The organism is Streptococcus sp. HMSC072D03, from assembly GCF_001812855.1.
GTDB lineage: Bacteria > Bacillota > Bacilli > Lactobacillales > Streptococcaceae > Streptococcus > Streptococcus salivarius_D.
In genome coordinates, this window is record NZ_KV810691.1 from 39,760 (window position 1) to 58,923 (window position 19,164).

Genomic DNA, 19,164 nt, shown 5'->3' on the forward strand with positions numbered 1-19,164 from the left:
AAGGAGCTCTTTTTTCATCGAATTTCTTTGCAAAAGTCTTGAAAATGGTGTGGCACTTTCTAATAGTTTGAGCTATAATGTAGCTATGATAAAAAGTATTAAGATTACAGGGGAAAATCGAAAGGCACTTAATATTTGCCTCATTATTGCAAACTTGGCTGTTTTGGCTATCCTAGGCTTTGTACTATTCCAACGCCATAACACGAAATCTGAACAAGTAGCCAAGGGTGAAAAGACTGAACAAGTCGCTAATAGCGCAAGTTCAGCTTCAGAAAAAGCTAAGGAAGAAGATAAAACACAACTCAAGAAAGGTAGTAACCACAGCATTGCAGCTTCTGACTATGCTTACGATGTTACTGCTGTTAATAACACTATTCGAGGCGAATCTCAGGATATCGACGACAAGGTAGTCTTTTTAACATTTGACGATGGGATTGATTCTACATTGACACCACAAGTCATGGATATTTTGAAAGAATATGGTGTTCATGCTACATTCTTCCACATTGGTTACACCATTACACAAGAAAATGCGGACATCCTCAAACGCCAAATTACAGAAGGACACGCGATTGCCAACCATAGCCTCAGCCATAACTTTAATCTCCTTTATCCAGGACGTGTTCCTAATCAAAGTCAGATTGTTTCTGAGGTTAACCAAACCATGGCTAATTTCCAAGCCATCCTAGGTAAAGACTTCAAGACAAGAATTTTCCGTTATCCTGGTGGTCATATGTCATGGCAAGGTCTAGAAAGTACTGACCAAGCTCTTGCCAAGGAAGGTGTCCAGTGGATTGATTGGAACATGCTTTGTGGTGATGCAGAACCAGCCTCTGTTCGCCCAACGACATCTGAAAGCATGATGGCCTACTTGGATGGTTCACAAAAATATTTCCCTGAGAGTCATGTTAAGGTTGTGCTTATGCACGACACTGCTGGTAAGGAGCTCACAGTTCAGACCCTTCCACAAATCATCGCATACTTCAAAGACCAAGGCTACACCTTTGGTGTCCTAGAGTAATCACTCACAACAGTTCCTTTGGGAGCTGTTTTTTGTTACAATAAAAGCTATGACAAATCCAATTTTAAAAGATGGAGAACGCATTGACCAACTCTTCTCCACAGATGTAAAAATCATTCAAAATAAGGAAGTCTTCAGCTATTCTATCGACAGTGTCCTCCTCTCACGATTTCCAAAAATTCCCAAGAAGGGATTAATCGTCGACCTTTGTTCGGGAAATGGTGCCGTTGGCCTCTTTGCTAGTACACGTACTGAGGCACCAATTACCTTGGTTGAGCTACAAGAACGCCTGGCTGACATGGCCAAACGTTCCGTCACTCTCAACCAACTAGAGGACCAGGTGACTGTTGTTAATGACGACCTAAAAAATTTGCTTGACCATGCCCCACGATCTCAGGTAGACCTTATTCTCTGTAACCCTCCCTACTTTAAGGCGACAGAAACATCCAAGAAAAATCTGTCCGAGCACTACCTCTTGGCCCGTCACGAAATCACGACCAATCTAGAGGAAATTTGCCAGGTCGCACGTCATGCCCTCAAATCTAATGGACGCATTGCCATGGTGCATCGCCCTGACCGATTTTTGGATATCATCGACACCATGCGCCAATATAATCTAGCACCTAAACGCATCCAGTTCATCTATCCTAAGATGGGACGTGAGGCAAATATGCTCCTGATTGAAGCTATTAAAGACGGCTCGACAGATGGCTTGAAAATCCTTCCGCCTCTCTTTGTGCATAAGAAAAATGGCGACTATACCGACGAAATCTTTGAGATTTACTTTGGAAAAAAGACTGAGGGTGAGTCCTAGACGATGACAGAAAAGGATAACAAGGCCTACATGTATGTGGTTGAGTGTGCCGATGGCACCCTCTATACAGGCTATACCACAGACGTCGAACGCCGCCTCAAAACCCATAACGCAGGCAAAGGCGCCAAGTATACCAGAGCCCGCCTACCAGTTAAACTCCTCTATTCAGAATTCTTTGACAGCAAGCCTGAAGCCATGAGCGCCGAAGCACTCTTTAAGAAAAAAAGTCGAGAGAAAAAACTGGCTTATATCAAAGAACACACGGAAAAATAACCGTGTGTTCTTTGATATTGGAAAACGCTCTATTTTCATAGAGCGTTTTCATTGTTTATTTATCACCCTTGTTACGGATAACAAAGCCGTTTTTCTTTTCGCTTGAGGTACGGTGTGGGCGTTTATTGCCACGGTTTTCGAAGTCACGGCTATTCTTCTTAGACTTGCGTTTGAAGTCACGACGGCCACCATCTCGGTCATCGCGGTTACGGTCGCCACGGTATCCACCACGACGGTTGTTATCGCGACCACGGTTGCCACGGCCACCTTTGCCGCCTTTACCACCAAAGCCACCACCTGATGGTTTGAATGGCAATGGTTTTTCACGGGCAATTTCCACTTCTGGCATTGTCTCTGGGTCTTGAACGGTCAAGCTCAAGATGTAAAGTGCCAATTCTTCAGGAGTGAATTCTTGAGCCAATTTTACCGCATCACCCTTGAACTTGTCAAAGTTAGAACGGATAGCTTCATCCGCAAAGTCGCGTTCGATCTTCTTAAGGGCAACTTTCTTCTTAGCTTGGAAGGCTTCTTGAGCTGTTGGTGGCTTAAGACCTTTCATGCGTTTCTTGGTCATGTTTTCGATGATTCCCAAGTAACCCATTTCGTTTGGTGCTACGAAAGTAATAGATTGACCTGATTGGCCTGCACGTCCTGTACGTCCAATACGGTGAACGTAGCTTTCTGGATCTTGTGGAATATCGTAGTTGTAGACGTGAGTGACACCTGAAATGTCAAGACCACGCGCTGCAACGTCTGTCGCAACCAAGATATCGATTTGGTCGTTCTTGAAGTCACGGATAACACGAAGACGTTTGTTTTGGTCAAGGTCACCGTGGATACCCTCTGCACGGAAACCACGAAGTTTCAAGCCACGTGTCAACTCGTCCACACGACGTTTGGTACGACCAAAGACAATTGACAATTCTGGTTGGTCAACATCCATAAGGCGAGTCATGGTATCAAACTTCTCTTGTTCCTTCACTCGGATAAAGTATTGGTCAACGTTAACATTGGTCAATTCTTTAGCCTTGATTTTCACATGCTCAGGGTCTTTCATGAACTGCACACCAATACGTTTGATGGCATCAGGCATAGTTGCTGAGAAAAGGAGAGTTTGACGTTCTTCTGGTACTCGGCTAATGATAGCTTCAATGTCTTCAAGGAAGCCCATGTTAAGCATTTCATCAGCTTCATCCAAAATCAAAGTCTCGATGTTATTGAGTTTAAGAGCCTTACGTTTGATAAGGTCAAGGAGACGACCTGGTGTCCCTACAACGATGTGGGCACCTGAACGAAGGGCCTTGATTTGTTTTTCAATGCTAGAACCACCGTAGACTGAGCGAACTTTAACGCCTTTGTCACGACCAAAACGGAAAAGCTCTTCTTGAGATTGCACTGCCAACTCACGTGTTGGGGCAATAACAAGGGCTTGGATTGTATTTTCTTCTGTACGAATTTTATCTAGGGTAGGCAAACCAAAGGCAGCTGTTTTACCAGTACCAGTTTGGGCCTGACCGATAACATCCTTACCTTCAAGAGCGAGTGGAATTGTCAACTCTTGGATAGGTGATGGTTTTTCAAAACCGGCAGCTACAACAGCTGATTGGATGTCTTCTGATAGGTTTAAATCTGTAAATTTCAAAGTATTCTTCTTTCTATTTGAAGGCGGTGCGAAGCCACCTTATGAGACTTGGTTGTGTAGTAGATTAACTACCTGTATTTAATAGTCGTTTATTTTAACAACTCATCTAGTCTATCATATTTAGAAATAAAAAGACAGGAAATAACGTTTTAAAACCGCCTTCAATTTGAGAAGACGGTTTCACTCACTAATTATTATTTATGGACCAACCAACGCAGGTAGCGGGCCAAGACCAAACAAAGAATCACACTACCGATAATGATGAAAATCCAGGCTGGACTAACCGTCATAAACGGTAAAGGAACATTCATCCCAAAGAAACCGGTAATGACGGCGAGCACTCCCAAGAGTACCTCAATAATGGTCAAATTACTCAAGTTGTTGTTCAGGTTATTGTTTAGGATATTATTATAAGAACCTGACAGTTGCTGTAAGACCTTAGAAATGAGGTCCGTCATGGCTACTAACTGTCTGGCTTCAATCATGGCATCATCAAACTGTTCTTTTTCAACCTCGTTGAGACGACGATAAATGGCGTGCCCCTTGATGTGCTCCAAAAGGAGACGGTTTTGTGTAGCGGCAGCTACCAAATAGACCATGCCTGTTTCCAAATCTGAAAGGTCGTAAAGATTCTTACTTGTCGTAGTCTGCCTTAGACGTCGACTAACCTCATCTTTTTGCTGATCCAAACGTTCAATGACGGGATAGTAGGCATTTGAAATCATCTCAAGTCCTGCAAAGAGCAATTTATAAATGGACAAATCCTCATGGTTATCCACATAGTCTTGCATTTTGCTGATCACATAAGCATTATCCTCGTTACTAATGGTCACCAAACGTGTATCTTGTACAATAAAGGTCAGAGGAATGGTTTCATAGTATTCCTTGTCCTTCTCAAGAGCTAGGACATTATAGATAAAGGTGATTGTTCCATTCTCACGGTTGTAGTCCATGTGAGCTCGTTCATTTTTATCCAAGGCATACTCTATGGTTTCCTGGTCAATATCATACTTGGTATAAAGGTAGGATTGCTCAGAAATAATATCTGAGTCAATATTAATCCAGTGACGCTTATAACCCAGTTCTTTTTCAATAAACATTTTTCTTCCTCATTACTTTAGCACTGCTGCTGCCAAAGCTTGTTGAATTTCAAAGACATTATTATCACTCTTAAATTGAAGGACCTCTGCGGGCTCCAGTGCTGATGAAATCCAAATCTTAAGTTCAGCATCTAGGTCAAAGTGCCCTGAACTTTCTACAGTAAAACGAGAAATCGAGTGATAAGGGATAGACTTGTAGGAAGTCTTCTTCCCTGTAACACCTTGCTTATCGACTAAAATCAAGCGCTTCTCTGTAAAGACAATCAAGTCACGAATAAGGACATAGGCTAACTCCACCTGTTCACCTGGAATTAAGATGCCCTCCAATTGGTGCTCAACTTTATCATTATCTTTTTTAGATGCGTTACCAAGCAGTCCTGAAAAAAGTCCCATAGTTGTTTCTCCTTTTTTATTGTAAAGATAATCCTTGCTTTAACTATACCACAATTTTAGGATTTCAGACACTTGCAGAAATGGGTTTCTAGTAGTACAATTAAAGAGTCACAAGAGGAGCAATTGCTGAGAATGGCTAGCTTGATTTTTTCTTCAAGACCTGCCTAAACTCTTACCACCTGATCAGGTTAGGACCTGCGTAGGGATGTGTCTCAAAATAGATTGAAATAGAGGAACTTCTATGACGTCGTTTTGATGTGGCAAAAAACAGCCAATCAAGACGATTGGTATAGGAGGTTTTTTTATGTCGAAAACAAATATTCGGCCAATGATTGAGGTTGCCCTTTTTGCAACCATTGCTTATATCCTGGACCTAGTTACCCAGCCCATGTCACTAGGCCCTTGGATTTCCCTTTCCTTTAAGATGGTACCTATCTTTCTCCTCAGTTTTCGCTGGGGCTTAAAAGCTGGTGCTATGGGCGGTCTTATCTGGGGGCTACTTCAAGTGGTGACAGGACAGGCAGCCGGTGGTTGGCTGACCTTGATACAAGGGTTTCTGGAGTACTTTGTCGCCTTTAGTCTGATTGGTATCAGTGGTGTGGTCAAACCAGCCCTTGATAAAGCCATTAAACAAGGCAATAAAGTCAAGTCTCTGATGGTGATTACTGAGGGGATTCTTCTGGGTAGCTTCGCTCGTTACCTCATTCACTTTATAGCCGGTGTCATCTTTTGGGGAAGCTATGCCCCTAAAGGACAAAGCCCTTATCTCTATTCATTTATTGTCAATAGCTCATCCTTCCTTGGAGAAACATTGGCCAGCCTCATCGTTTTCTTCGCCCTACAACGATTCCTAGGCAGGTTACTAAATACAGAAAAATAAAAGAAACCATAGGACAGTCTTAAGTGGTAGTCCTATGGTTTTTCTTGTTTTTATAAGATATTATGACATGAAGTCAGACGAATCGATATTATTCGGCTGACGTAGTTAGTGAGACAGCTAGCTAGCCACAAGATAGTGGCTAGCGGCAAAAGATGAACGATTTACATAAACTATACATAGTATTACGACATGAGAAAACGGAAACGATAATTTTCCGTTTTCGAGTTAGTAAAGGACTTAGTCACGGTCCTATAGGACGTGGCGTAGATTGCTTAGGCTATGATATAGCCAAGCAATCTTAGTACATTACATCTTCTCTTCCAATGTTACATCTGGATATTTATCCGCAAACCAACGGAGGGCAAAGTCATTTTCAAAGAGGAAGACTGGTTGGTCAAAGCGGTCTTTGGCCAAGATGTTTCGGCTTGATGACATGCGTTCATCGAGGTCCTCAGGTTGGATCCAACGCACAGTCTTTTTACCCATTGGAGTCATGACGACTTCGGCATTGTATTCATTTTCCATACGGTGTTTGAAAACTTCAAACTGAAGTTGACCAACGGCACCAAGCATGTATTCGCCTGTTTGGTAGTTGGTATAAAGCTGGATGGCTCCTTCTTGCACCAATTGTTCAATTCCTTTGTGGAAGGACTTCTGTTTCATAACGTTTTTAGCAGAAACTTTCATGAACAACTCTGGCGTAAAGGTTGGTAGTGGCTCAAATTCAAATTTGTTTTTACCTACAGTAAGAGTATCACCAACCTGATAAGTTCCTGTATCGTAAACCCCGATAATATCTCCTGCCACGGCATTTTCGACATTTTCACGAGATTCAGCCATAAACTGAGTGACGTTAGAGAGCTTAGCTCCCTTACCCGTACGGGTTAGGTTAACACTCATACCACGCTCGAATTCACCAGACACGATACGAACAAAGGCGATACGGTCACGGTGACGTGGGTCCATGTTGGCTTGGATTTTGAAAACAAAACCAGAGAAATCCTTGTTAAGAGGATCAATCTCGTCGCCATCAACTGTCTTGTGGCCATGTGGTTCTGGCGCAAATTTAAGGAAGGTATCGAGGAAGGTTTGAACCCCAAAGTTTGTAAGGGCAGAACCGAAGAAGACCGGCGTCAATTCACCAGCTAAAATAGCTTCCTCAGAGAATTCATTACCCGCTTCTGTCAAGAGTTCGATATCTTCTTTAGCTTGCTCATAGAATGGGTTGTTGGCAAAAAGAGTATCACCATCTTCAATCTTGGCAAAGCGCTCGTCACCCTTGTAAAGCTCCAAGCGTTCGTTATAGAGGTCGTAAAGTCCTTCGAAGGCTTTACCCATACCGATAGGCCAGTTCATTGGGTAGCTGGCAATACCAAGCACTTCTTCCAATTCTTCCAAGAGGTCAAGCGGCTCACGTCCATCACGGTCCAATTTGTTCATGAAGGTGAAGACAGGAATACCACGGTGTTTAACAACTTCGAAAAGTTTTTTGGTTTGGGCCTCGATACCTTTGGCTGAGTCAACGACCATGACGGCAGCGTCAACCGCCATAAGGGTACGGTAAGTATCTTCTGAGAAGTCCTCGTGCCCTGGGGTATCAAGGATATTGACACGTTTGCCGGCATAGTCAAACTGCATCACAGATGAGGTTACTGAGATACCACGTTGTTTCTCGATATCCATCCAGTCTGATTTAGCGAAGTTTCCCGTTTTCTTACCTTTTACGGTACCAGCTTCACGGATTTCACCCCCAAAGTAAAGCAGTTGTTCAGTGATTGTTGTTTTACCAGCATCGGGGTGAGAGATGATGGCAAAAGTACGGCGTTTTTTGATTTCGTCTTGGATACTCATAGTTTTCTTTCTTCTTTAAAAATAATCTTTTTGATACTTTTCCTTAGCGGTATGGAACGTCAGTAGCTGCCTTAGGAATTGCAAAACTTCCATGCTCAATAGGAACTGACAGTCGTCGGTTTTTACCAGATCGAAAAGTAAGATAGTTGTAGCACTTCTTTCAGAAAATTTCTCTCTTTTTAGAGCTACATTTGTTGTCGAGGCTTGCGATAATCTCGCAGGCACAGCTCTTTTATTATATCCAAATTACAGTGTGAAAGCAATTCTGAAAGCGTTTTGTGTTAGAATAAAACAAATAAAATGAAAAAGCACGCTATCAACTTTCTGATAGCGTGTTTCTTCATTTATTTAATATTTGTCTTCAAAATGCTCCAGACCTTTTTTCATGATTATCATGAGAATAATCAGAGCTCCTGAAACAGCAAGGTATTTGACAAATAAGGGAGTTCCCATAATAAATGGCGTGTGTTTAAGCATGCCATAGTTTCCACCGATAGTCTGATTAACTATTACCAAAGCTAGATTCAGTAATAAGGTAGCCACGACAATCAGCCGCTGGCTGATGGGATGCGTTTTATAACTATTAAAAATTACATTCAGGCTATTGACCAGTAGGGCATAGTGGCCAATTAGGAAAGAAAAGCCTGTGATATGAGGAAACTCATAGGGATCAAATACTGGATAAATCAACGCACAGTAAGTCCCGACAACTCCCATAATAGCAAAATAGCTCTTTATTCTACTATTTTTTAAGAGGAGAACAGCAAACATGGCCATACGACAATGGTACAGGGGCAGACTAATATAAAGCGGGAAGCCCTGCCAGAGGTACCAAGTGTATAGGGCAAAGAGTTGAATGGCTTGGATAGTGAGAAAGGTCCAACGCCATATATTATTCTTATACCAACGCCAACTCAAGTAACTCAATGCTACCATCGCCAAAAGCATAAGCAAATAATAGGGCAAAGGTATCTGGGGTGGATCAGTTTGGGTGGTTGTCAAAAAATCCTTCATTCTCTTCTCCTGCTGAAATTACTATGCCTGCTATTATATCAAATTTCAGGGTAAAGCAAAAACCTGCTTGGAGAGCAGGTTAGAGAACTTAATTCTTAGCTTGGAGTTCTTCTACAACCTTGGCTAGGTTCATAGAATTAGAGCCCTTGAGCAAGATTTGATCGTGCTCGCCCAGGCTTTCTTTGATTTGCTTGACCATAGCGTCAAATTGGTCTTCGTTAGCTGTTTTCTTGAAATAATAGACATGACCAAGAGGAAACATTTGACTAGCAAGTTGTGACAATTCGGCAATGTCTTCACCGTAGAAAATCACCGTATCAATAGCATCTGGTGTCAGGCTTAGAATCATCTGTGTGTGAAGTTGCACAGACTGTTCACCGAGCTCTTTCATATCAGCTAGGACGGCGATTTTCTTACCTCCTTCATTCTTAGGAATGGCTGAGAAGGTCTCCAGAATGAGCTTCATGGCTGTTGGATTAGCATTGTAAACGTCTGAAAGAATATCAGCACCGTTAGCTGCTTTTTTCCATTCGGTACGATTTTTTGTGAGTTGCAAGTTAGCAAGAGCTGTGAGGATATTTTCCTCAGTTACACCCAAGTGTTTTGCGACATAGGCAGCAACCATGGCATTTGTGGCATTGTATTTTCCAGTGACTGGCAAGGTAACTTGTCCGTCTAGGAAGTTTGTTGAAAAGGTGAGATGGTCCTTGAATTCTGTCAACTCAGAGACTGTAAGCTCCGCACCATCCCCAAAGCGTACCACTTCAAGATTGCTTGGCAAGAAAGGATCTACGATAGGATCACTTGGCACAAGCAAGAGGCTACCATCAGGCATACCGTCTTGCATTTGCATTTTACCTTGGGCAATCTTGTCACGGCTACCGAAGAATTCCAAATGAGCCTCTCCGATTAAGGTAACAACGGCTGTTTTTGGCTTAGCCAGGGTTGACAAGAGGTGAATGTCTCCCATGCGGTCTTGCCCCATCTCAAGGACGATTTTCTCTGTATCATCAGGCATGTGGAGGGCTGTATAAGGAAGACCAATCTCATTGTTGTAATTGCCTTGGGTTTTGTAAGTACGATAGGTTGTTGCCAAGATATCATGAATCATGTCCTTGGTTGTTGTCTTACCATTAGAACCAGTCACAGCAATAACATCAACCTCAGTCTTTTCAAGATAGTAAGCAGCTAGCTTTTGGAAAGCTTCAAGAGCGTCATCAACTAGGATGTGGACTTGATCAGCTGGTAATTCTTTTTCTGTGAATGTCGCTAGGGCACCATTGTCAAAGGCTGTTTGGATAAAATCATGCCCATCACGCGCACCTTTTAGTGGTAAAAAGAGGTCACCCGCTGTAATCTTACGGCTATCAAACTCAATCTGGTTAATGGCAACATCGTCATAGGCTGTGACATCATTTTTAGCGCCAACAACCTTGGCAATTTCATGGAGTGTCAGTTTCATCTTAAAATCCTCTGTTTTATTTTTACAAGTCTGGCAAGAAATATGATTTTCTTGCCTGCAATCACTCCCAATTATATCACAAATCAGGCTAGCTTTTGCTTGGGAGACGAATTTGTTACAATGGTTGATGAAAGGATTAGGCATGACAAAGAAAAAATTAATCAACCTCTCTAAAGGAGAGGAAAATATAAATAGCGACTGTCAAAGTATCAAAGAACCTAAAGGATGGCACTTTAATTGGAGAAAGGTTATCCCACTAGAGCCAACAGCTGAATTGATTATCTTAGTGCTACTGGCACTGCTTTGGGGTGGCTTTTATTACTACAAGCACTATACGGTCAATGAAAGCAATATCTACGGACTTTGGCAATCCGAAAACCACACGCTAGCCATTTCCTATGAACACGTCCGTAGACATGGTGATACAAATTGGCAAATCGTCCAAGATGGCAAAACGATAATCAATGTTGCAGATACTCGTGCCATCAAAAAGATGAACGACGGAACACTCCATATTGAGGTCTATGCTCCAGAAAATATCCTCTCAAAACTTCCTCAAAAAGGTGGTTACAATTACTTGGATATGTATGTCCGAAAGGGGAATCTCCTAACTTATGACGGTGAGTCCTACAAGCGTATCAATTCTGGAAACATGTCCATCACTTGGAAAGATGGTTCCACCAGCCCTTATGGTGAACGGAAAACAACTATAGATGAGGTTTTTGAAGCCCTCTATTTGATACTTATGGGGATTTGCTCAGTTCTTATCATTACAGAGGCTCGGCAAAAGAGGAGAGAAAAACTAAGTGAGACACCAATCAAAAAGAAAATACGCTGACCGAAAGAAACTCAATTGAAAGTATCATTCACAAAAAGCATATCGAAAAGAACAAAAACGCAAAACCGGATGGCGAGCACGCTGGGATAAATTTACAGACCGTTTAGCCAACATTTTGGGGATATGTTTCTTACTCACGATACCGATTTTCATCGCCTATATGATTTTCTTTGACGATGGGGTTTCTAAAGATGGTATCTACGGTCTGTGGCAATCTGAAAATCATCAGCTTGCCATATCCTACGAAAGAGGGCGCAAAGGAAGTAAGCGTGATTGGGATATTGTTCAAGATGGAAATGTCCTCATTAAAAATGCACGCATCGATGATATTAAACGCTTCGAGGATGGTACCCTCTACATTGAAGTTTACGCTGAGGAACGCCTGCTTTCAGACCTCCCCGCTAAAAACGGCCTTAACTATTTGAATATGTACGTTCGTAAAGACAATTACCTGACCTATAATGGTGAATCTTACAAACTGATTGATGATGAAAACAAGAGCATTACCTGGAAAGATGGCTCTACCTCGGTCTATGGTGAACGCAAAACTTTTTTTGATTATATTGAACCATTTCTTTTTTGGGGAATCATGGGAGCCCTTTTCTTGTCAATTATTTTCATCGAGTGGCGAGATAGAAAAAACAAAAAGGTAAGAAAAAAATCACCCTAAAACAAGAAAAACCACCCCTGCTTCTAGCTAAGCTAGATAGCCACGGAATGGTTGTTTTATTCTTATTAAGCAAGACTTACTCCTTAGAGAGGAACTAGTCTTATTTCACTTCGCCACCTTCAACCACGAGGTCATCAGCTTTAGCTGCATCACCGTAAGTTGGGTGAAGTGTTTTTTCATAATCTTTGTGGAAGAAATTCTCTTCACCAAGTTTCTTAATGTCTTTATTGATAAAGTCAAGGAGTTCTTTGTTACCTTTTTGAACGGCTGGGGCAATGGTATCTGGGTCACCAAGTGATGTGATTCCAACTTCGTAACCTTTATTTTCTAGAGCCCAAGCAAGAACTTCTGTATTATCAGTTGAGAAGGCATCGCCACGACCATCAAGGAGGGCTTGGTAAGCATCGCTATATTGGTCATACTTTTGCAATTTGATATTTGGGTAGTTCTTTTCAAAGTAAGTTTCAGCAGTTGTTCCCTTAGTAACAATCAAAGTCTTACCTTCAAGTTCTTTAACGTCCTTAATGACCTTGTCTTTAGGTGACACCACACCGATTGAGACTTTCATGTAAGGAAGGGCGAAGTCCACTTGTTTCTTACGTTCATCAGTTACTGTAAAGTTAGCAAGGGTAATATCTACCTTGTTTGAAATCAAGAATTCTGCACGGTTGGCCGCATCTACTGAGACGTATTTAGGTTTAACACCCAAGTCTTTTGCCAAACGGTTCCCAAGTTCAATATCGTAACCTTGGTAAGCACCCTTGTTATCTACATAACCGAAAGGTTTCTTATCCGCAAAGACGGCGATACGGAGTTCACCACTCTTCTTAATTTCTTCAATGGTACGTGCTTTAGCTGTTGATTTACCAGAGCTACTGTTACTTGAGCAAGCAGTCACTGCTACCAAGGCAAAGACGAGGGCTAATAGGGCAAAAATTTTCTTTGTTAATTTCATAAATATCTCCTAAAATATTATATTTTTACTAAAAACAATGGGTTACAAATAGGCACCAAACTGACTGAAATCAAAGACATTGAGGAACTCTTGAGCTCGCTGTGTCTTTGGTTGATTGAAGAATTCTTCAGCAGTACCTTCCTCAGCGATGACTCCCTTATCCATAAAGATAATACGGTCAGCGATGGCACGCGCAAACTGAAGCTCATGGGTGACAATCAACATGGTACGCCCTTCTTGAGCGAGGTCGTTAATCAATTCCAGAACCTCACGAACCATCTCAGGGTCAAGCGACGCCGTCACCTCGTCAAAGAGGATAACTTCAGGATGCATGAGCAGGGAGCGGACAATGGCCACACGCTGCTTTTGACCACCTGACAGTTGTCGTGCGAAGCTATGCTTCTTGTCCAGAAGTCCCACACGATCCAAAAGTTTCTCAGCCTCCGCAATGACTTCTTCCTTGTTACGTCCTTGAGCTTTGACTGGACCCAAGATCAGATTTTGTAGGATATCCAAGTGTGGAAAGAGGTCATAACTTTGAAAGACCATTCCGATTTTCTGACGAATCAGGTGGAAATCCTTCTTACTGCCAGTGATAGACTTGCCATCCAGGAGAATATCGCCTCCTTGAATGGTCTCCAAGCCATTGATGCAACGTAGCAAGGTCGATTTCCCACAACCTGAGGAACCCAGGATAACAACGACTTCACCTTGTTTAACATCCAAGGAGATGCCTTTGAGAATCTCATTGTCCCCAAAGGACTTTCTCAAATCCTTGATTTGTAAAATGCTTTCTGTCATCTTAGTTCCTCCAACGATTTTCAAGATAAGTAGACAGCTTAGATACTGGATAACAAATGGCAAAATAAAGAATCAAAATCGTGCCATAAATCCAAAAAGAAGCTGTTGGAATAGTCAGGCGGTTACTGTCGATAATCTGCTGACCAACCTTGGTCACCTCAACCACCCCAATCAAAACCACCAAGGACGTCGTTTTAATCATCCGTGTCACCAGGTTAATAGCCTGAGGCAACAAGCGACGCAAGACCTGTGGAATAATCACATAGGTATAGAGTTGACCATTGGTTAGACCAAGGGCCCTTCCGCTCTCAAACTGGTGTCTAGGTAGTGACGTGATTGATCCACGCACCAAATCACCCATCTCAGCCGTTCCCCAAAGGGTAAAGACGATAATAGCCGATAGCTCGCCTGAGATGTTGATGTTAAAGTTCCTAGCCAGACCAAAATAAACAATAAATAGCAAGACCAACTGGGGCATGATACGAATAAATTCCAGATAAATACGTGACAAAAAACGAACAATCTTAGACTTCGAAGTCATGACAATTCCAAAAAGGGTTCCTAGTAAAAGGGACAGAAGAACTGAGACGATGGAAATTCCAATAGTTACGCCTAAACCTTGTAAGATACGTAGGAAATTATTCCCCTGAAGAAGAACCTGAAAGCCCGAATCCTGCATAGCGTAACCTCCTTTCAATCCAACTAAAGACTAGAGAAATCGGCAGCAACATCAAGAGATAAGCCACCACCAACATGCCTAGAGCCACATCGGTTTCGTAGTAAAGACCAATCAAATCCTTGGCCACATACATCAGATCCGCCAAGGCTACCGCTGAGAATACTGACGTTTCCTTGATAAGGAAAATGACGTTAGCACTAAATGACGGAAGCGCCACAGCCACTGCCTGAGGAAGGACCACATAGCGAAAGACTTGGAATGGCGTCAAACCAATAGACAAACCCACTTCATGCTGGGTCTGACTAACAGCCTCTAGGCCACTTCGGAAGGACTCCGCCATATAGGAACCACCCAAGAAAATCAAACCTACCACAGCACAAGCCTCTGAGGATAGAACCAAACCTATACGAGGCAAGCCAAAGTAGAGAAAGAAAAGCTGAATCAAGAGCGGCGTATTACGAGATAACTCAATATAAGCCGTCGAAAGCTGACTCAAAATCGGTACTCGATAATGACGAATAACACTCACCACCAAGCCCAAAAGGAAGGAACCAAGAATCCCCAGAACGGCAATATGTAAGGTTAAAAAGAATGCCTTCTGATAAAAGGGCAAATACTGTTGAACAATGGACCAGTCCAAAACTTACCTCCTCATTTAAGATACAAAGGGCGTAGAAAATTCCGTAAGGCAAATAGGAAACTGACGACGTGTGCTGGCACACTAGGAAGTTTATCTTTTGCTCTAGGAATTTAGCCTGTGTTCAATTCCATAAGATACAAAGGGCGTGTAAAATTCCGTGAGCATTCACTGCCATCTACTTCTAGCCCTTTGACCTTCACTCGCCCCTGATAATCATTGCGGTACGCAAATCTTCATCAAACACCAACGAATTGCTTTATTTCATTTGAAACGTTAGATTTATTCTACCACCTGTTAGATTATTTGGATAATATGTATTTTTTATCGAGGTGATAAAGAAAAGATATAAATAAAATCTGGATTTCTGTAAAGAAAAAAACACCTCAGTCTCAGAGATTTCTCCGAGACTAAGATGTCTGTGTTTTAGATACTATTTCTTAAATCAAATGGCTTTCACGTTTGTCGAACATTTCTTGTCCCAAGGCCACCAATTCCTTGATAAGGTCTGAGTAAGAAAGTCCCATATTTTCCCAAAGAAGTGGGTACATAGACCATTGGGTGAAACCTGGCATGGTGTTGAGCTCGTTAAGGTAGATGGCTCCATCCTCTGTTAGGAAGAAATCACAGCGGGCAAGACCACAACCACCGAGGGCACGGAAGGCCTTAGCCGCATAAGCACGCATTTGCGTCATAACTTCTGCAGGCACGTGAGCTGGGATGTCCATGGTAATCTTGTTGTCGATGTACTTGGCTTGGTAGTCATAGAAAGCCACATCCTTGACTACTTCACCTGGATCAGTCGTTTTGACAGTTGTATTGCCAAGGATACCAACTTCGATTTCACGGGCAACCACACCTTGCTCAATCAAGATACGGCTATCATATTTGAGAGCCAGATCAATCGCTGCACGAAGCTCTGCTTCATTTTCAGCTTTAGAAATCCCAACAGATGACCCCATGTTAGCAGGTTTGACAAACACTGGGAAGGTCAATTTTTCAAGCGTTTCAGCTACTGCTGCTTCCAAATCTTCACCCTCGATGAAGACTGTGTAGGCAACCTGAGGCACACCTGCAACTTCAAGAATATGCTTGGTCATAATCTTGTCCATAGCCACACTTGAAGAAAGAACATTAGTACCCACATATGGCAATTTGAGGGTTTCGAGGAAACCTTGGATAGAACCATCCTCACCCATTGGTCCATGAAGAACCGGGAATACCACAGCGCCTTCTTCGTAAATATCGCTTGGTTTGATAGCCTGACTAGCCACAACTGTGTCATTAGTCATGAGCTTCTCGTCATCACCTGGTGTTTCTGTAAATTCTTGTGTTTTGATAAAATCACCAGACTGAGTGATAAAGTAGGTTTTAACCTCAAATGCGCTGTAATCCACCGCACGCATAACACTCTCAGCTGAGAGTACAGACACTTCACGTTCTGCTGAACGTCCACCGTAGAGAAGGATAAGGATTTGTTTAGACATAGGTATACCGTTTTCTTTTCTTGATTTTCTAGTCTCAATTTTGAGAACATAATTACCTTAATCATATCACAAAAGAGAGGGATTTTCAAAAAGATTATGGGCAGAAAAAACAGCCTGATAGCTGTTTTTTTCCTGTCTTAAATTTCATCACCAAGTTCGAACTTAGTGCCTTTAAGGGCACGTTTGAGAGACCACTTCCATGGTTTACCTTCGATAGTGACTTGTTTGTTTTCGAGGTCAACTTGAACCTTGTCTACGCCTTTGACAGCAGAGAGTTTTTCGGTAACGGTGTTGACACAACCTTGGCATTTCATTCCTGTAATATTATATGTTTTTGTCATTTTTCTTTCTTCCTTTTCTTTAATTATTTTTTTGATACACAGCTTAAGTGGCGAGAGTTATAAGTAACTGACGCTTAGACTTTGCGGCGTTTGAGTCGCAGAGCATTGAGGACGACTGAGACAGAGCTAAAGCTCATGGCCAGTCCTGCTATCATTGGGTCAAGCAGGGGACCTCCAAAGAGGTGGAGGACACCCATGGCCACTGGGATAGACAAGATATTGTAGATAAAGGCCCAAAAGAGGTTCTCTTTAATCGTTGTGATTGTCGCCTGACTAATTTTCAGAGCCTTAACCACATCCATGAGATTTGGTTTCATAAGGACCATATCGGCACTTTCCATGGCAATATCTGTCCCAGAACCCATAGCAATACCGATATCTGCAGTCGCAAGGGCTGGGGCATCATTGATACCATCACCAACCATGATGACTGATTTTCCTTCTGCTTGAAGGTCGCTAATCACCCTAGATTTCTCTTGCGGAAGCACTTGACTGATAACACGCTTGATACCAACCTTTTGAGCGATGGCTTGGGCTGTTTGGTCATTATCACCAGTCAACATGATGACTTCCTTGCCCATTTGATGAAGAGCTGCCACCATATCAGCACTATCTGCTTTAACCTGATCAGCTACACCAAAGAGTCCGATTAACTTACCATCTTCAGCCAAGAAAATAGGTGTCTGACCATCCGCTGTCAAGCTTTGGAAATCAGCCTGTGCTGAAGTCAAGTCGACTTTTTCCTCAGCCATAAGAGTTTGATTCCCAGCTAGATAAGTTTTGCCTGCATAGCTTGCAGTAAGTCCTCGTCCAGTCAAACTTGAGAAATTGTCCATCTCCAACAAGTCCAAGTTAGCATTTTCTGCTGCCACAAGGATGGCTTGACCCAAAGGGTGTTCAGACTTGGCTTCCAAGGATGCCAAAAGCTGCAAGGCTGCTCTGCTATTGCCATAAGTATAGCTAGAAACGAGCTGAGGTTTCCCCTGAGTAATGGTTCCTGTCTTGTCAAAAACGAGGACATCAGCCTTGTGAGCTAACTCGAGCACATCTCCACGCTTGTAGAGAATACCGTGTTCAGCACCAAGGCCTGTACCAACCATGATGGCTGTTGGTGTCGCAAGTCCCAATGCACATGGACAAGCAATAACCAAGACGCTGACTGCTACAGTCATAGCGAAGGTAAAGGTTTGTCCCATGACAAAGTACCAGAAGAGACCTGAAACAAGGGCAATAGCCATGACAACGGGAACAAAGACCGCTGACACCTGATCGGCAATCTTTGCAATCGGCGCTTTGGTTTGTTGGGCATCCTCAACCAATTTGATGATTTGGGAAAGCAAGGTGTCCTTACCAATCTTTTCCGCCTCATAAATCAGACTACCTTGACCATTAATAGAACCTGCAAATACTGGTTTACCAGCAGATTTTTCAATAGGGAGTGACTCACCTGTAAGCATACTCTCATCAATAGCAGAGCTACCAGAAATCACCTGACCATCCACGGCTATCTTTTCCCCAGGTTTGACCACAATATGGTCACCAAGAACAACCTTATCCACAGGAAGCTTGACTTCCTTACCATCACGAAGGACAGTTGCTTCCTTGGCTGACAAGTGCATGAGTTTCTTGATAGCTTCTGAAGTTCGACCCTTAGAGAGGGTTTCAAAGTACTTACCTAGAGTAATCAGGGTCAAGATAACAGCCACTGACTCAAAATAAAGTTGGTGGGCGTGATGGGCATGCCCCAATGAAATGTGGTAAGTACCATAGAGACTATAAAGAAAGGCTGCCGACGTTGCCAAGGCTACCAAGGCATCCATGTTAGGATGACCCTTAGCCAAGGTACGAAAACCATTACTATAGAAGGAACGACCCAACCACATGACTGGAACTGTCAAAACTAGCAGCACCAAGGCATAAGTCAAGGCTGCATGATGAGGAGACAAGAAGTTTGGCACAGGTAGACCGACCATTGGCCCCATAGCTAGATAAAAGAGAGGAATGGTGAAGACTGATGACCAAATGAGACGCTCACGCACCTTGTGAATCTTGTCTTCTTCACGTTCTTCCTGACTTTTAGCTGTCTCTGGATTGTAGACTTCGGCCTCATAACCAGCGTCAGCCACAGCTTTTTCAATAACTTCTGGACTAACCTTATCCCCAGCATAGTCCACAGACATTTTTTCGGTGGTTAGGTTAACCACAGCCTTGTCCACACCATCCAACTTATTAACAGCATTTTCAACGTTGGCTACACAGGATGCACAGGTCATCCCATTAACCACAAAGGTTTCTTTTGCCATTTC

Annotated in this window: 18 protein-coding genes, 1 pseudogene and 1 riboswitch; of the genes and pseudogenes, 6 read left to right on the forward strand and 13 right to left on the reverse strand. The window is 42.7% G+C overall.

What is annotated here, in order from left to right; all coding sequences use genetic code 11:
- Window positions 1-85 precede the first annotated feature (85 nt).
- The 3 genes from HMPREF2877_RS08320 to HMPREF2877_RS08330 are packed head-to-tail and all read left to right on the forward strand — an operon-like array spanning window position 86 to window position 2,108.
- On the forward strand, window positions 86-1,021 hold the full coding sequence (locus tag HMPREF2877_RS08320; protein ID WP_070579680.1) for a polysaccharide deacetylase family protein: 936 nt from the start codon (window positions 86-88) through the stop codon (window positions 1,019-1,021).
- 49 nt (window positions 1,022-1,070) lie between these two features.
- Window positions 1,071-1,835 (forward strand): tRNA1(Val) (adenine(37)-N6)-methyltransferase, encoded by a 765-nt coding sequence (locus tag HMPREF2877_RS08325; RefSeq protein WP_013991037.1) that lies wholly within the window; start codon window positions 1,071-1,073, stop codon window positions 1,833-1,835.
- Window positions 1,836-1,838: 3 nt separating this feature from the next.
- Window positions 1,839-2,108, forward strand: coding sequence for a GIY-YIG nuclease family protein (locus HMPREF2877_RS08330; protein ID WP_013991038.1), 270 nt, complete (start codon window positions 1,839-1,841; stop codon window positions 2,106-2,108).
- A gap of 55 nt (window positions 2,109-2,163) precedes the next feature.
- Here HMPREF2877_RS08330 and HMPREF2877_RS08335 read toward each other — a convergent pair whose 3' ends face one another.
- From HMPREF2877_RS08335 to HMPREF2877_RS08345, 3 genes are all read right to left on the reverse strand, one after another.
- Entirely contained in the window at window positions 2,164-3,750 is a 1,587-nt protein-coding gene (locus HMPREF2877_RS08335) for a degradosome RNA helicase CshA (protein WP_070579581.1), read from the reverse strand.
- Between the two features lie 194 nt (window positions 3,751-3,944).
- Window positions 3,945-4,850: a magnesium transporter CorA family protein gene (locus HMPREF2877_RS08340; protein WP_004183190.1), complete on the reverse strand. Its 906-nt coding sequence runs from the start codon at window positions 4,848-4,850 to the stop codon at window positions 3,945-3,947.
- A gap of 12 nt (window positions 4,851-4,862) precedes the next feature.
- On the reverse strand, window positions 4,863-5,243 hold the full coding sequence (locus tag HMPREF2877_RS08345; protein ID WP_070579584.1) for a PH domain-containing protein: 381 nt from the start codon (window positions 5,241-5,243) through the stop codon (window positions 4,863-4,865).
- Window positions 5,244-5,346: 103 nt separating this feature from the next.
- Window positions 5,347-5,466: riboswitch (TPP riboswitch) on the forward strand.
- 81 nt (window positions 5,467-5,547) lie between these two features.
- Between HMPREF2877_RS08345 and thiT the strand changes: the two genes are divergently transcribed.
- Window positions 5,548-6,123 (forward strand): energy-coupled thiamine transporter ThiT, encoded by a 576-nt coding sequence (gene thiT / locus HMPREF2877_RS08350; protein ID WP_070579587.1) that lies wholly within the window; start codon window positions 5,548-5,550, stop codon window positions 6,121-6,123.
- A gap of 306 nt (window positions 6,124-6,429) precedes the next feature.
- Here thiT and HMPREF2877_RS08355 read toward each other — a convergent pair whose 3' ends face one another.
- From HMPREF2877_RS08355 to murF, 3 genes are all read right to left on the reverse strand, one after another.
- Window positions 6,430-7,974 carry a peptide chain release factor 3 gene (locus HMPREF2877_RS08355; RefSeq protein WP_002884210.1) on the reverse strand — a complete coding sequence of 515 codons (1,545 nt, stop codon included), beginning with the start codon at window positions 7,972-7,974 and terminating at the stop codon, window positions 6,430-6,432.
- A gap of 348 nt (window positions 7,975-8,322) precedes the next feature.
- Window positions 8,323-8,988 (reverse strand): YwaF family protein, encoded by a 666-nt coding sequence (locus HMPREF2877_RS08365; RefSeq protein WP_045771960.1) that lies wholly within the window; start codon window positions 8,986-8,988, stop codon window positions 8,323-8,325.
- Between the two features lie 88 nt (window positions 8,989-9,076).
- Complete coding sequence (murF, locus tag HMPREF2877_RS08370; protein ID WP_070579593.1) at window positions 9,077-10,450, reverse strand: UDP-N-acetylmuramoyl-tripeptide--D-alanyl-D-alanine ligase; 1,374 nt, start codon at window positions 10,448-10,450, stop codon at window positions 9,077-9,079.
- A gap of 142 nt (window positions 10,451-10,592) precedes the next feature.
- Here murF and HMPREF2877_RS08375 point away from each other — a divergent pair, with 142 nt between their 5' ends.
- On the forward strand, window positions 10,593-11,288 hold the full coding sequence (locus HMPREF2877_RS08375) for a hypothetical protein (protein WP_176745192.1): 696 nt from the start codon (window positions 10,593-10,595) through the stop codon (window positions 11,286-11,288).
- Window positions 11,257-11,958: pseudogene (locus HMPREF2877_RS08380) on the forward strand (hypothetical protein). The gene HMPREF2877_RS08375 and the pseudogene HMPREF2877_RS08380 overlap by 32 nt, the downstream one beginning before the upstream one ends.
- 100 nt (window positions 11,959-12,058) lie before the next feature.
- Here HMPREF2877_RS08380 and HMPREF2877_RS08385 read toward each other — a convergent pair.
- The 7 genes from HMPREF2877_RS08385 to HMPREF2877_RS08415 all read right to left on the reverse strand — a co-directional run bounded on the left by HMPREF2877_RS08385 (window position 12,059) and on the right by HMPREF2877_RS08415 (window position 19,161).
- A complete protein-coding gene (locus HMPREF2877_RS08385) occupies window positions 12,059-12,913 on the reverse strand; it encodes a cysteine ABC transporter substrate-binding protein (protein WP_070579596.1) in 855 nt (284 codons plus the stop codon).
- Between the two features lie 42 nt (window positions 12,914-12,955).
- Entirely contained in the window at window positions 12,956-13,714 is a 759-nt protein-coding gene (locus tag HMPREF2877_RS08390) for an amino acid ABC transporter ATP-binding protein (protein WP_045769089.1), read from the reverse strand.
- Window position 13,715: 1 nt separating this feature from the next.
- Window positions 13,716-14,393, reverse strand: a complete 678-nt coding sequence (locus HMPREF2877_RS08395; RefSeq protein WP_002891585.1) for an amino acid ABC transporter permease — start codon at window positions 14,391-14,393, stop codon at window positions 13,716-13,718.
- Window positions 14,353-15,033, reverse strand: a complete 681-nt coding sequence (locus tag HMPREF2877_RS08400; RefSeq protein WP_002884251.1) for an amino acid ABC transporter permease — start codon at window positions 15,031-15,033, stop codon at window positions 14,353-14,355. The genes HMPREF2877_RS08395 and HMPREF2877_RS08400 overlap by 41 nt, the downstream gene beginning before the upstream one ends.
- 437 nt (window positions 15,034-15,470) lie before the next feature.
- The gene (locus HMPREF2877_RS08405) at window positions 15,471-16,517 is read right to left on the reverse strand and encodes a D-alanine--D-alanine ligase (protein WP_070579598.1); all 1,047 of its coding nucleotides are present in this window, start codon (window positions 16,515-16,517) and stop codon (window positions 15,471-15,473) included.
- A gap of 137 nt (window positions 16,518-16,654) precedes the next feature.
- Complete coding sequence (copZ, locus tag HMPREF2877_RS08410; RefSeq protein WP_002891592.1) at window positions 16,655-16,858, reverse strand: copper chaperone CopZ; 204 nt, start codon at window positions 16,856-16,858, stop codon at window positions 16,655-16,657.
- A 74-nt stretch (window positions 16,859-16,932) separates the two neighbouring features.
- Window positions 16,933-19,161 (reverse strand): heavy metal translocating P-type ATPase, encoded by a 2,229-nt coding sequence (locus HMPREF2877_RS08415; protein WP_070579601.1) that lies wholly within the window; start codon window positions 19,159-19,161, stop codon window positions 16,933-16,935.
- Between the last annotated feature and the right edge of the window lie 3 nt (window positions 19,162-19,164).